Source organism: Micromonospora sp. C31 (assembly GCF_018070575.1).
In the GTDB taxonomy this organism is placed as follows: Bacteria; Actinomycetota; Actinomycetes; order Mycobacteriales; family Micromonosporaceae; genus Micromonospora.
Map to the genome: position 1 here is coordinate 1 of NZ_JAGPXN010000038.1, position 15,081 is coordinate 15,081.

A 15,081-nucleotide genomic window follows, 5' to 3' on the forward strand; every position below is an offset into this window, starting at 1 on the left:
CCGCCGGGGTGGACACGTTCCTGGAGATCGGCCCGCAGAGCGTGCTGACCGCGATGGCCGGCGACGTGCTGCCCGCCGACGACGCCGTGCTGGCCGTGGCGGTGCAGCGCCGGGACCGGCCGGAGGCGCACGCGCTGCTGCACGCCCTCGCCGAGCTGCACGTCCAGGGCGTGCCGGTGACCTGGCGGCAGTGGTTCGCCGACAGCGGAGCGCGGCGGGCCGACCTGCCCACGTACGCCTTCCACCGGGATCGGTACTGGCTGCCGCCGGCCGGCCAGTCGGCCGACGTCTCGGGAGCCGGCCTCGGCGTGGCGCGGCACCCGCTGCTCGGCGCGACGGTGGCGGTCGCCGGCGAGGACATGGTGGTGCTGACCGGCCGGCTGTCGGTGTCGACCCACCCGTGGCTCGCCGACCACGTCGTCTCCGGCGCCGTGATCGTGCCCGGCACCGCCCTGGTGGACCTCGTCGTCCGGGCGGGCGACGAGGTCGGTGCCTCCCGTGTCCGCGAGCTGACCGTGCTCGCCCCGCTCGTGCTGCCCGCCACCGGCGGCGGGGTACGGGTACAGGTCCGGGTCGGTCCCGTCGACGGGACCGGCAGCCGCTCGGTGACCGTGCACTCCCAGCCCGAGGACGACCCGGAGTCGGGCTGGACCCGGCACGCCGACGGCCTCGTCGGCGCCCCGACGGGCGACGAGCCCACCGTCGGCGCGTGGCCGCCGCCCGGCGCGTCCGAGGTGGACGTCACCGGCTGGTACGCGACGGTGGCCGAGCACGGACTCTCCTACGGGCCGGTCTTCCGGGGCCTGCGGCGGGCGTGGACCGCCGAGGGCGAGGTGTTCGCCGAGGTCGCCCTCCCCGACGAGGTGATCGGGGACCCGGCGGGCTTCGGGGTGCACCCGGCGCTGCTGGACGCCGCCCTGCACCCCGTCGGGCTGCTGCCCGCCGACGGGGCGGGCGGCGGTCCCCGGGTGCCGTTCGCGTTCGAAGGGGTGCAGGTCCACGCGGTCGGGGCCCGGACGCTCCGGGTCCGCCTCACCGCCTCCGGCAGCTCCGTGCGGCTGGTCGCCGTCGACGAGACGGGCGTGCCGGTGGTGTCGGTGGACTCGCTGACGTTGCGCGAGATGACCGGTCTGGCGGCACCTCAGGACGAGGCGTACCGCTCCCTGTTCGAGGTCTCCTGGCAGCCTGAGCAGATCACCGCGCCCGACGGCGCGTACGGCTGGGTCGTGCTCGGTGACCGTCCGCTCGACGGCGCCCCGCAGCTCCCGGCGTACGCCGACGTCGCGGCGGTGACCATGGCGGTGACGGACGGAACCGCCCCCGCCCCCGCGGCGCTGCTGCTGCCCGTCCCCGCGGTGGCGCCCGGCGCGGACGTGCCCGCCGTGGTGCGGTCGGTCACGGCGGACGTCCTCGGCGCGGTGCAGGCGTGGCTGGCCGCCGACCCCCTCGCCGACGTGCGGCTCGTCGTGGCGACGCGCGGCGCGGTGGCCACCGGCACCGACGACCGCGTCACCGACCTGGCGGGGGCGGCGGTCTGGGGCCTGCTGCGCTCGGCCCAGTCGGAACACCCCGGCCGGATCGTGCTGGCCGACCTCGAACCGGACGCCGACCTGGACGCCGACCTGCTCGGTCTACTCGCCGCCGCCGCCGACGAACCGGGGCTCGGCGGGCAGCTCGCGGTGCGCGCGGGCACCGCGTACCTGCCGCGGCTGGTGCGCGCCGCCGGCGACGCGCGCACCCCGGCGGCCCTCGGCCGGGGGACCGTCCTCGTCACCGGCGGCACCGGATCGCTCGGCGCCCTGGTGTCCGAACACCTCGTCACCGCGTACGGCGTGCGTTCGCTGGTGCTGGCGTCCCGCCAGGGCCCGGCGGCCCCCGGCGCCGACGACCTGGTGCAGCGGCTGGCCGCGCTGGGCGCGACCGCCCGGGTGGTCGCCACGGACGTGACCGACCGCGAGCGCGTCGGCGAGCTGGTCCGGGCGATCACCGCCGAGGACCGCCTGGCCGGGGTGGTGCACACCGCCGGCGTCCTCGACGACGGCGTCGTCAGCGGGATCACCGCCGACCGGTTGGCGGACGTGCTGGCCCCGAAGGTCACGGCGGGCTGGTGGCTGCACGAGGCGACCGCCGAGCTGGACCTCGACCTCTTCGTGCTCTTCTCCTCCGTCGCCGGGGTGCTCGGCTCTCCCGGCCAGGCCGCCTACGCGGCCGGCAACGCCTTCCTGGACGCCCTCGCCCTGCTGCGGGCGCAGCGCGGGCTGCCCGCGGTCAGCCTCGCCTGGGGCATGTGGGACACCGACGGCATGGCCGCGTCGATCAACGACGCCGACCGGGCCCGGGTGACCCGGGCCGGTCTGGTCCCGATGACCGCCCCCGTCGGGCTCGGGCTCTGGGACGCCGCCCTGACCCACGGCGGCGCGGCCCTCGTGCCGGCCGTGGTCGACCTGCCGGCCATGCGGGCGCAGACCGCCGCGGGCCGGGTGCCGGTGATGCTGCGGGCCCTGGTGGGGTCGGCCGCGAAGCGCCGCCGCTCCGGCACCGGCGCGTGGGCCGACCGGCTGGCCGGGCTCGACCCGCAGGAGGCACGGACCCAGGTCGCCCTGCTGGTCCGCGGGATGATCGCGCAGGTCCTCGGCCACGGCGGCGCCGAGGCGGTGCCGGCGGACCGGGCGTTCCGGGAACTGGGCTTCGACTCGCTGACCGCCGTCGAGCTGCGCAACCGGATCAACGGCGCGACCGGGCTGCGGCTCACGTCGACGCTCGTCTTCGACTACCCGACCCCCGGCGCCCTGTCGGAGCACCTGTACGAGCAGCTGTCCGGCCAGGTCGCCGACCAGCAGCAGGCCGTGCGGGCGACCACCGTCGACGAGCCGATCGCGATCGTGGGCATGGCCTGCCGCTACCCGGGCGGCGTGACGAACCCGCAGCAGCTGTGGGAACTGGTCGCCGCCGGGGCCGACGGCATCGGCGAGTTCCCCACCGACCGGGGCTGGGACCTCGACCGGCTCTTCCACCCCGACCCGGACAACCCCGGGACGTCGTACACCCGGCACGGTGGTTTCCTCTACGGGGCCGCCGAGTTCGATCCGGACTTCTTCGGCATCTCGCCCCGTGAGGCGATCGCGATGGACCCGCAGCAGCGACTGCTGCTGGAGGCGTCGTGGGAGACGTTCGAGTCCGCCGGTCTCGACCCGTCGCGGCTGCGCGGCAGCCGGACCGGCGTGTTCGCCGGCCTGATGTACCACGACTACGCCTCCGGCGTGCAGGATCTGCCCGAGGGCGTGGGCGGTTACCTCGGCACCGGCACCTCCGGCAGCGTGCTGTCCGGCCGGGTGGCGTACACGTTCGGGCTGGAGGGCCCGGCGGTCACGGTCGACACGGCGTGCTCGTCGTCGCTGGTGGCGCTGCACCTGGCGGTGCAGGCGTTGCGCAGTGGTGAGTGTGACCTGGCGTTGGCCGGTGGCGTGACGGTGATGGCGACGCCGGGGACGTTCATCGAGTTCTCCCGTCAGCGTGGTCTGTCGTCCGACGGTCGGTGCAAGTCGTTCGCGGCGTCGGCCGACGGGACGGGCTGGTCCGAGGGCGTTGGCGTGCTGCTGGTGCAGCGCCTCTCCGACGCCCGGCGCGAGGGCCGGCGGGTCCTGGCGGTGGTACGCGGATCGGCGATCAACCAGGACGGCGCGTCGAACGGGCTGACGGCCCCGAACGGTCCCTCGCAGCAGCGGGTGATCCGGCAGGCACTCGCGAACGCGCGGCTCACCACCGCCGACGTGGACGCCGTCGAGGCGCACGGCACCGGCACGACCCTCGGCGACCCGATCGAGGCGCAGGCCCTGCTGGCGACGTACGGGCAGGACCGGCCGGAGGACCGGCCGCTGTGGCTGGGCTCGATCAAGTCGAACATCGGGCACACCCAGGCCGCCGCCGGGGTCGCCGGCATCATCAAGATGATCATGGCGATGCGGAACGGGCTGCTGCCGTCGACGCTGCACGTCGACGAGCCGTCCCCGCACATCGAGTGGAGCGCCGGGGCGGTCTCGCTGCTCACCGAGGCGCGCGACTGGCCCGTGGCCGGCCGGCCACGGCGGGCGGCGGTCTCGTCGTTCGGGGTCAGCGGCACGAACGCACACGTGATCATCGAGCAGCCGCCCGCCGGGGCGGAGCCGAACCGGGGCGAGGGCGCGCCGACGGACACCGACGGACCCGCCGCCCGGCCGGTGCCGGCCCCGGTGCTGCTGTCGGCCCGGTCCGAGGCCGCCGTCGCGGCACAGGCGGACCGCTGGGCCCGCTGGATCGCCGGCGACGAGGAACTGCGCCCCGCCGACGTCGGCTGGTCGTCGACCGTCAGCCGGGCCGTGCTGGAACACCGCGCGGTGGTCACCGCGACGGACCGGGACGAACTGCTGGCCGGGCTGCGCGCCCTCGCCGCCGGTGAGTCGGCCGCCGCCGTGGTCACCGGCACCGGCACGACGCGTACGCAGCTCGCCGTGCTCTTCTCCGGGCAGGGCGCGCAGCGTGCGGGCATGGGCCGTGAGCTGTCCGACCTGTTCCCGGTCTTCGCCGCCGCCCTGGACGAGGTGTGCGCGCAGCTCGACCCGCTGCTGCCGCGCCCGCTGCGGGAGGTGCTGTTCGCCGAGGCGGGCACGGCCGAGGCGGAGCTGCTGGACCAGACGGTGTTCACGCAGGCCGGGCTGTTCGCGGTCGAGGTGGCGCTGTTCCGGCTGGTGGAGTCGTTCGGGATCGTTCCCGACCTGCTCGCCGGTCACTCGATCGGCGAGGTGACCGCCGCGTACGTCGCCGGCGTGCTGTCGCTGGCGGACGCGTGCGCGCTGGTGGCGGCGCGGGGCCGGCTGATGCAGGCGCTGCCGGCCGGCGGGGGCATGCTGGCCGTGGCCACCGACGAGGCGGCCGTGGCGCAGTCGCTCGCGGACCTGGGCGACCGGGTCGGCATCGCCGCCGTCAACGGGCCGACCGCCGTGGTGGTTTCCGGTGCCGTCGAGGCGCTGGACGAGGTGGAGCAGTTCTGGCGCGACCGGGGTGTGCGCACCCGCCGGCTCACCGTCAGCCACGCCTTCCACAGCCCGCTGATGGAACCGATGCTCGACGAGTTCCGCGCGGTCCTGGCGGGGCTGACGTTCCGGGCGCCGCTGCTGCCGGTGGTGTCGAACCTGACCGGGGCCCTCGCCGACGCCGACGAGATCCGCACGGCCGACTACTGGGTGCGGCACGTCCGGGAGGCCGTCCGCTACGCCGACGGGATCACCGCCCTGAGCGAGGCGGGGGTGGACACGTTCCTGGAGATCGGCCCGCAGAGCGTCCTGACCGCGATGAACGCCGACCTGCTCGCCGAGGACGCGCTCACGGTGGCCGTCCAGCGCCGGGACCGTCCGGCCCCGCAGGCGCTGCTGCACGCGCTCGCCGAGCTGCACGTCCACGGCGTCCCGGTGACCTGGACGCAGTGGTTCACCGACAGCGGCGCGCGCCGGATCGACCTGCCCACGTACGCCTTCCAGCACCAGCGGTACTGGCTCGGCGCGGGTCAGGCGCGGACCGCCGACGTGTCCGGCGCGGGACTCGGCGTGGCCGGGCACCCGCTGCTCGGCGCGGCGGTCACCGTCGCCGGCACCGACATGGTCGTGCTGACCGGCCGGCTGTCGCTCACCACCCACGCGTGGCTCGCCGACCACGTCGTCTCCGGCGTGGCGATCGTGCCCGGCACCGCCCTGGTGGAGCTGGCGGTGCGGGCGGGTGACGAGGTGGGCGCGTCACGGGTGCGGGAGTTGACCGTGGCCGCGCCGTTGGTGCTGCCGCAGGCGGGTGCGGTGCGGGTGCAGGTGCGCGTCGGCGCGGCCGACGAGGCGGGCACCCGGGTCGTGGCCGTGCACTCGCAGTCCGAGGGCGACCCGGAGGCCGAGTGGATCCACCACGCCGAGGGCGTGCTGGAGCCGGCGTCGGCCGACGAGCCGGGCGTGGGGGAGTGGCCGCCGGCCGGCGCGTCCGAGGTGGACGTCACGGACTGGTACCCGACGCTGGCGGAGCACGGCCTGACGTACGGGCCGGTCTTCCGGGGGCTGCGCCGGGTGTGGACCGCCGAGGGCGACGTGTACGCCGAGGTGGCCCTGCCGGACGAGGCGGCGGCGGAGGCGGCTCGCTTCGGGGTGCACCCGGCGCTGCTGGACGCGGCGCTGCACCCGATCGGGTTGCTGCCCGGCTCGGAGGGGTCGGGTGGGCCGCGGGTGCCGTTCGTGTTCGAGGGTGTGCAGGTGCACGCCTCGGGTGCGCGGGTGTTGCGGGTGCGGTTGACGCGTACGGGTTCGGCGGTGCGGCTGGTCGCGTGCGACGAGTCGGGTGCCGCCGTGGTGTCGGTGGAGTCCCTCGTCCTGCGGGAGTTGACCGGCGTGGCCGCGGCGGGCGCGGCGGGCCGCTCGATGTTCGAACTCACCTGGCAGGCCCAGGAGGTCGTCCCGGGCGGGGACGGCTCCGGGTGGGCGTTGCTGGGCTCGCCGGCCACCGTCGACCTGCCGGCGTTCGCCGACGTGGAGGCGCTCGTCGCGGCGGTCGACGCCGGTCAGGCCGTCGCGCCGAAGAGGCTGCTGCTGCCGCTCGACGCGTCGGACGCCGCCGTCCCGGACGGGGTGCGCGCGGCGACCACGGCCGTACTGGCGACGGTGCGGTCCTGGCTGGCGGCGGACGCGCTGGCGGATTCCCGGCTGGTCGTGGTGACCCGGGGCGCGGTGTCGGTCGGTGCCGGGGACCGGGTCACCGACCTGGCCGCAGCGGCGGTGTGGGGTCTGCTGCGCTCGGCGCAGTCGGAGCATCCGGGTCGCATCGTGCTGGCGGACGTCGACGGTGACGTGGACACCGGGTTGCTGGGTGTGCTGGCTGCGGTGGCGGACGAGCCGGTGGCGTTCGGTGGTCAGGTGGCGGTGCGCTCCGGTGGGATGTTCGTGCCGCGTCTGGTGCGTGCGGTCGCCCCATCGGGGCAGGCGCCGGTCGTGGGTGACGGTGCGGTGCTGGTGACCGGTGGTACGGGTGCGCTCGGGGCGCTGGTCGCGGAGCACCTGGTGTCGGTGCACGGCGTGGGCTCTCTCGTGCTGGTGTCGCGGCGTGGCCCGGAGGCCGGGGGCGCGGGTGAGCTGTCGGAGCGGTTGACGGCCCTGGGTGCGTCGGTGCGGGTGGTCGCCTGTGACGTGACGGACCGGGAGCAGGTCGGCGCGTTGGTGGCCGAGATCGTCGCCGGGGGTCGTCTGGCGGGTGTGGTGCACACGGCCGGTGTCCTGGACGACGGGGTCGTGGAGGGGCTGACGGCGGAGCGTCTCGCCGGGGTGTTGGCACCGAAGGTGTCCGCCGGATGGCTGCTGCACGAGGCGACGGCGTCGCTTGATCTGGATCTGTTCGTGGTGTTCTCGTCGGTGGCGGGGGTGTTGGGTTCGCCGGGTCAGTCGGCGTACGCGGCGGGTAACGCGTTCCTGGACGGGTTGGCGGTGTGGCGGCGGCAGCTCGGGTTGCCGGCCGTCAGCCTCGCCTGGGGCATGTGGGACACCGCCGGTATGGCCGCCTCGATCGAGGAGGCGGACCGGGCGCGGTCGGCGCGGGCGGGTCTGACGCCGATGAGCGCCGAGGTCGGGTTGGAGCTGTTCGACGCCGCCCTGGTGGCCGATCGACCGGCGTTGGTGCCGGCCGTTCTCGACGTACCGGCGATGCGGGCAGCGCTCGGTGCCGGCCCGGTGCCGGCCGTGCTGCGTACCCTGATCGGGTCGACGGCGGCCCGGCGACGGGCCGCGCGGGGCGGCGACTGGGCCAACCAGCTCGCGGGCCTGGCACCCGACGACGCGCGCGCCCAGATCGACGTGCTGGTGCGGGGTCTGGTGGCGCAGGTGTTGGGGCACGGTGGTGCGGAGGCGGTGCCGGCGGACCGGGCGTTCCGGGAGTTGGGCTTCGACTCGTTGACGGCGGTGGACCTGCGTAACCGGCTGAACGCGGCCACCGGGCTGCGGCTGGCCTCCACGCTGGTCTTCGACTACCCGACCCCGACCGTGCTCGTCGACCACCTCCACGAGCAGGTCTCCGGCCAGCTCACCGCCCGCCGGACGGCGGTACGCACCGCCAACACCGACGAGCCGATCGCGATCGTCGGCATGGCCTGCCGCTACCCCGGTGGCGTCGAGAGCCCCGACGAGCTGTGGGAGTTGCTGGCGGCCGGTGGCGACGGGATCTCCGAGTTCCCCACCGATCGCGGCTGGGACCTGGGATCGCTGTTCGACCCGGACCCGGAGCACAGCGGCACGTCATACACGCGTCATGGTGGTTTCCTGTACGGGGCGGCGGAGTTCGATCCGGGTTTCTTCGGGATTTCGCCGCGTGAGGCTCTGGCGATGGATCCGCAGCAGCGGTTGCTGCTGGAGGCGTCGTGGGAGTCGTTCGAGTCGGCCGGTCTGGATCCGCAGCGGTTGCGGGGCAGCCGGACGGGTGTCTTCGCCGGCGTCATGTACCACGACTACGCCTCCCGCCTCATGGACCTGCCGCCGGACGCCGAGGGCTTCGTCGGTACGGGCACCTCGGGCAGCGTGCTGTCGGGCCGGGTGGCGTACACGTTCGGGCTGGAGGGCCCGGCGGTCACCGTGGACACGGCGTGTTCGTCGTCGCTGGTGGCGTTGCACCTGGCGGCGCAGGCGTTGCGCAGTGGTGAGTGTGATCTGGCGTTGGCCGGTGGTGTGACGGTGATGGCGACGCCGGGGACGTTCATCGAGTTCTCCCGTCAGCGTGGTCTGTCGCAGGACGGCCGGTGCAAGTCGTTCGCGGCGTCGGCGGACGGCACCGGTTGGTCCGAGGGTGTGGGTGTGCTGCTGGTGCAGCGCCTGTCGGACGCGCAGCGCGAGGGCCGGCGGATCCACGCCGTCCTGCGCGGCACGGCCGTCAACCAGGACGGTGCGTCGAACGGTCTGACCGCGCCGAACGGTCCGTCGCAGCAGCGGGTGATCCACCAGGCTCTCGCGAACGCGCGGCTCACCGCCGCCGACGTGGACGCGGTGGAGGCGCACGGCACCGGCACCACTTTGGGTGACCCGATCGAGGCGCAGGCGTTGTTGGCGACGTACGGGCAGGATCGGCCGGGGGATCGGCCGTTGCTGTTGGGGTCGGTGAAGTCGAACATCGGCCACACGCAGGCGGCTGCGGGTGTCGCGGGTGTGATCAAGATGGTCATGGCGATGCGGCACGGCCTGGTGCCGCCGACCCTGCACGTGGATGAGCCGTCGCCGCACGTGGACTGGTCGGTCGGGGCGGTGGCCCTTGCCACCGAGCCCACTCCGTGGCCGGTGGTGGGTCGGCCGCGTCGGGCGGCGGTGTCGTCGTTCGGGATCTCCGGCACGAACGCGCACGTGATCATCGAGCAGCCGCCGGCCGAGGTGGTCGAGGGTGAGATCGTCGTCCGTGAGGTGCCGCCGGTGGTGCCGGTGCTGCTGTCGGCCCGTGACGTCGCCGCGCTGTCGGCGCAGGCGGGCCGGTGGGCGCGTTGGCTGAGCACCGACGAGGCACCGCGTCCGTTGGACGTGGCCTGGTCCTCGGTGACCACCCGGCCCGCCCTGGAACACCGGGCGGTCGTGACCGCCGCCGACCGGGACGACCTGGTCACGGCGTTGACGGCTCTCGCCGGCGGCGACCCCGTCGGCACGGTCGTCTCCGGCGCTGCCGGGCAGCGGGGCCAGCTCGCCCTGCTCTTCTCGGGTCAGGGTGCGCAGCGTGCGGGGATGGGTCGGGAGTTGTCGGCCCAGTTCCCGGTGTTCGCCGCCGCGTTGGACGAGGTGTGTGCGCAGCTCGATCCGTTGTTGCCGCGTCCGTTGCGGGAGGTGCTGTTCGCGGAGGCGGGCACGGCCGAGGCGGGGTTGCTGGACCAGACCGTGTTCACGCAGGCCGGGTTGTTCGCGGTCGAGGTGGCGTTGTTCCGGTTGGTGGAGTCGTTCGGCATCGTGCCGGACCTGTTGGCGGGTCATTCGATCGGTGAGGTGACGGCCGCGTACGTGGCGGGGGTGTTGTCGCTGGCGGATGCGTGTGCGCTGGTGGCGGCGCGGGGTCGGTTGATGCAGGCGCTGCCGGCCGGTGGCGGGATGTTGGCGGTGGCGGCGGGCGAGGCTGCGGTGGTGGAGTCTCTCGCGGGCCTGGGCGACCGTGTCGGGATCGCGGCGGTCAACGGGCCGGTTGCCGTGGTGGTGTCCGGTGCCATCGAGGCCCTCGACGAGGCCGAGCGGCTCTGGCGGGACCGGGGCGTGCGCACTCGCCGGCTGACGGTGAGCCACGCGTTCCACAGTCCGTTGATGGAGCCGATGCTCGACGAGTTCCGTGCGGTGCTGGACGGGCTGACTTTCGCGGCGCCGTTGCTGCCGGTCGTGTCGAACGTGACCGGTGCGCTGGCCGGTGAGGAGATCCGCACGCCGGAGTACTGGGTGCGGCACGTCCGCGAGGCCGTGCGGTACGCCGACGGGGTCACCGCACTGCGGGCCGCCGGGGTGGACACGTTCCTGGAGATCGGCCCGCAGAGTGTGTTGACCGCGATGGCGGCCGACGTGCTGCCCGCCGACGACGCCGTGTTGGCGGTGGCGGTGCAGCGCCGGGATCGGCCGGAGGCGCAGGCGCTGCTGCACGCCCTGGCCGACCTGCACGTGCACGGCGTACCGGTGACGTGGCGGCAGTGGTTCACCGACACCGGTGCGCGCCGGGTGGACCTGCCCACGTACGCCTTCCAGCACCAGCGGTACTGGCCCGCCGCCAACCCGGCGCGTACGGGCGACGTGTCCGGGGCGGGACTCGGCCGCACCGAGCACCCACTGCTCGGCGCGACGGTGGACCTGGCCGGCGACGACGAGCTGGCGCTGACCGGCCGACTGTCCCTGGCCACGCACCCGTGGCTGGCCGACCACACGGTCTCCGGGCTGACGCTGGTGCCGGGCACCGCCCTGGTGGAACTGGCCGTGCGGGCCGGCGACGAGGTGGGTCTCTCCCGGCTGCGGGAGCTGACCATGGCCGCCCCGCTGGTCGTCCCGGCGACCGGGGGCGTGCGGATCCAGGTGCGGGTGGACGCAGCCGGTGACTCCGCGTACCGCGCCGTCGCCGTCTACTCCCGCCCGGACGACGACCCCGGGGCGGGCTGGACCCGGCACGCGGAGGGCCTGCTGGAGTCGGCCAGCGCCGACGAGCCGGACACGATCACCTGGCCCCCGGCCGGGGCGTCCGAGGTGGACCTGGCGGGGTGGTACGCGACGCTGGCGGAGCACGGCCTGACGTACGGGCCGGTGTTCCAGGGGCTCCGGCGTGCCTGGACCGGCGGCGGCGAGGCGTACGCCGAGGTGGTCCTGCCGGACGACGCCGCGACGGAGGCGGCGCGCTTCGGCGTGCACCCGGCGCTGCTGGACGCCGCCCTGCACCCGATCGGGCTGCTGGGTGGCGAGGAGTCGGGCGGCCCACGGGTGCCGTTCGCGTTCGAGGGCGTGCAGGTCTACGCCTCAGGCGCGGGAACGCTGCGGGTGCGCCTGACCCGCAACGGTTCCGGCCTGCGGCTGGCGGCGTACGACGAGGCGGGCGCGCCGGTGGTGTCGGTGGACTCCCTCGCCCTGCGGGAGCTGACCGGGGTGGCCGCGCCGGGCGTGGCATCGCGGTCCCTGTTCGAGCTGCGGTGGCCGGCCGTGGAGGCCACCCCCGCCGGGGATGTCTCCGGATGGGCGCTGCTGGCGGGCGGCGGGAACGTGCCGGCCGAACTGGCGGCGCGGGTCGGGCTGGTCGCGTACCCCGACGTGGCGACGGTCGCGGGGGAGAAGTCGGTCCCCCGGGTGCTGCTGCTTCCGGTGTTCCCGGCGTCCGGGTCGGCCGCGGAGACGCCGGAGTCGATCCGGACGGCGACTTCGGACATGCTGGCGACGGTGCAGTCCTGGCTGGCGGCGGACGCGCTGGCGGACTCGCGGCTCGTGGTGGTCACCCGGGGCGCCGTGTCCGTCGGGGACGGAGACCGGGTCACCGACCTGGCCGCTGCGGCGGTGTGGGGTCTGCTGCGCTCGGCGCAGTCGGAGCACCCGGGTCGTATCGTCCTCGCGGACGTCGACGGCGACCTGGACTCCACGCTGGTGGCGCTGTTGGACGGCGCCCTGCGGGAACCGGCCGCGACCGGCGGCCAACTGGCCGTCCGCGGCGGCGGGGTGCACTCGCCGCGCCTGGTGCGGGCAGGCGTCACGACGGCGCAGCCGCCGAGCGTGGGCGACGGCGCGGTGCTGGTGACCGGTGGTACGGGCGCGCTCGGCGCGTTGGTGGCGGAGCACCTGGTGTCGGTGCACGGCGTGCGGTCGCTGGTGCTCGTCTCCCGGCGTGGCCCGGAGGCTGCGGGTGCGGGTGAGTTGTCGGAGCGGCTGACGGCGTTGGGTGCGTCGGTGCGGGTGGTGGCGTGTGACGTGACGGACCGCGATCAGGTGTTCGGCCTGGTGGGCGAGGTCGCCGCCGGGGGTCGTCTTGCGGGTGTGGTGCACACGGCCGGTGTCCTGGACGACGGGGTGATCGAGGGGCTGACTGCCGAGCGGCTCGGGGCGGTGTTGGCGCCGAAGGTGTCGGCGGGTTGGTTGTTGCACGAGGCGACGGCGTCGCTTGACCTGGATCTGTTCGTGGTGTTCTCGTCGGTGGCGGGGGTGTTGGGTTCGCCGGGTCAGTCGGCGTACGCGGCGGGTAACGCGTTCCTGGACGGGTTGGCGGTGTGGCGGCGGCAGCTCGGGTTGCCGGCCGTCAGCCTCGCCTGGGGCATGTGGGACACCGCCGGTATGGCCGCCTCGATCGAGGAGGCGGACCGGGCGCGGTCGGCGCGGGCGGGTCTGACGCCGATGAGCGCCGAGGTCGGGTTGGAGCTGTTCGACGCCGCCCTGGTGGCCGATCGACCGGCGTTGGTGCCGGCCGTTCTCGACGTACCGGCGATGCGGGCAGCGCTCGGTGCCGGCCCGGTGCCGGCCGTGCTGCGTACCCTGATCGGGTCGACGGCGGCCCGGCGACGGGCCGCGCGGGGCGGCGACTGGGCCAACCAGCTCGCGGGCCTGGCACCCGACGACGCGCGCGCCCAGATCGACGTGCTGGTGCGGGGTCTGGTGGCGCAGGTGTTGGGGCACGGTGGCGCGGAGGCGGTGCCGGCGGACCGGGCGTTCCGGGAGTTGGGCTTCGACTCGTTGACGGCGGTGGACCTGCGTAACCGGCTGAACGCGGCCACCGGGCTGCGGCTGGCCTCCACGCTGGTCTTCGACTACCCCACCCCGGCCGTGCTGGCCGAGCACCTGTGGTCGGAGCTGGCCGGCGTTCGCGCGTCGGCCGCCGGCCCGGTCGCCGGCCCGGTCATCGGCACCGACGAGCCGATCGCGATCGTGGGCATGGCCTGCCGTTACCCCGGTGGCGTCGAGAGCCCCGACGAGCTGTGGGAGTTGCTGGCGGCCGGTGGCGACGGGATCTCGGAGTTCCCGGCGGACCGGGGCTGGGACCTGGGATCGCTGTTCGACCCGGATCCGGACCGCAGCGGCACGTCGTACACGCGTCATGGTGGTTTCCTGTACGGGGCGGCGGAGTTCGATCCGGGTTTCTTCGGGATCTCGCCGCGTGAGGCTCTGGCGATGGATCCGCAGCAGCGGTTGCTGCTGGAGGCGTCGTGGGAGTCGTTCGAGTCGGCCGGTCTCGACCCGTCGCGGTTGCGGGGCAGCCGGACGGGTGTCTTCGCCGGCGTCATGTACCACGACTACGCCTCCCGCCTCATGGACCTGCCGACCGAGGTGGAGGGCTACGTCGGTACCGGCACCTCCGGCAGCGTGCTGTCGGGCCGGGTGGCGTACACGTTCGGGCTGGAGGGCCCGGCGGTCACCGTGGACACGGCGTGTTCGTCGTCGCTGGTGGCGTTGCACCTGGCGGCGCAGGCGTTGCGCAGTGGTGAGTGTGATCTGGCGTTGGCCGGTGGTGTGACGGTGATGGCGACGCCGGGGACGTTCATCGAGTTCTCCCGTCAGCGTGGTCTGTCGCAGGACGGCCGGTGCAAGTCGTTCGCGGCGTCGGCGGACGGCACCGGTTGGTCCGAGGGTGTGGGTGTGCTGCTGGTGCAGCGCCTGTCGGACGCGCAGCGCGAGGGCCGGCGCATCTACGCGGTCGTGCGCGGCACGGCGGTGAACCAGGACGGCGCGTCGAACGGTCTGACGGCGCCGAACGGTCCGTCGCAGCAGCGGGTGATCCGCCAGGCCCTGGCGAACGCGCGGCTCACCGCCGCCGACGTGGACGCGGTGGAGGCGCACGGCACCGGCACCACTTTGGGTGACCCGATCGAGGCGCAGGCGTTGTTGGCGACGTACGGGCAGGATCGGCCGGGGGATCGGCCGTTGCTGTTGGGGTCGGTGAAGTCGAACATCGGCCACACGCAGGCGGCTGCGGGTGTCGCGGGTGTGATCAAGATGGTCATGGCGATGCGGCACGGCCTGGTGCCGCCGACCCTGCACGTGGATGAGCCGTCGCCGCACGTGGACTGGTCGGTCGGGGCGGTGGCCCTGGCCACCGAGCCCACTCCGTGGCCGGTCGTGGACCGGCCGCGTCGGGCGGCGGTGTCGTCGTTCGGCATCTCCGGCACCAACGCGCACGTGATCATCGAGCAGCCGCCGGCCGAGGTGGTCGAGGGTGAGATCGTCGTCCGTGAGGTGCCGCCGGTGGTGCCGGTGCTGCTGTCGGCCCGCGACGGTGCGGCGCTGTCGGCGCAGGCGGGCCGGTGGGGGCGCTGGCTGACCGCTGACGAGACCGCGCGTCCGTTGGATGTCGCCTGGTCCTCGGTGACCACCCGGCCCGCGCTGGAACAGCGCGCCGTCGCCGTGGTGGCCGACGGCACCGACCTGCTCGCCGCGCTGCGGGCCCTCGACGCGGGTGAGCCCTCCGGGGCCGTCGTGACGGGCTCCGCCGCCGTACGCGGCCAGCTCGCCCTGCTCTTCTCGGGTCAGGGTGCGCAGCGTGCGGGGATGGGTCGGGAGTTGTCGGCCCAGTTCCCGGTGTTCGCCGCCGCGTTGGACGAGGTGTGTGCGCAGCTCGATCCGTTGTTGC

The 15,081-nt window shown here is 74.8% G+C and carries 1 protein-coding gene; it reads left to right on the forward strand.

Annotation, left to right across the window (positions count from 1 at the left end; genetic code table 11):
• Window positions 1–15,081, forward strand: a 15,081-nt coding sequence (locus tag KBX06_RS27035) for a type I polyketide synthase (protein ID WP_210839855.1), incomplete at both ends; no start/stop codon positions are given.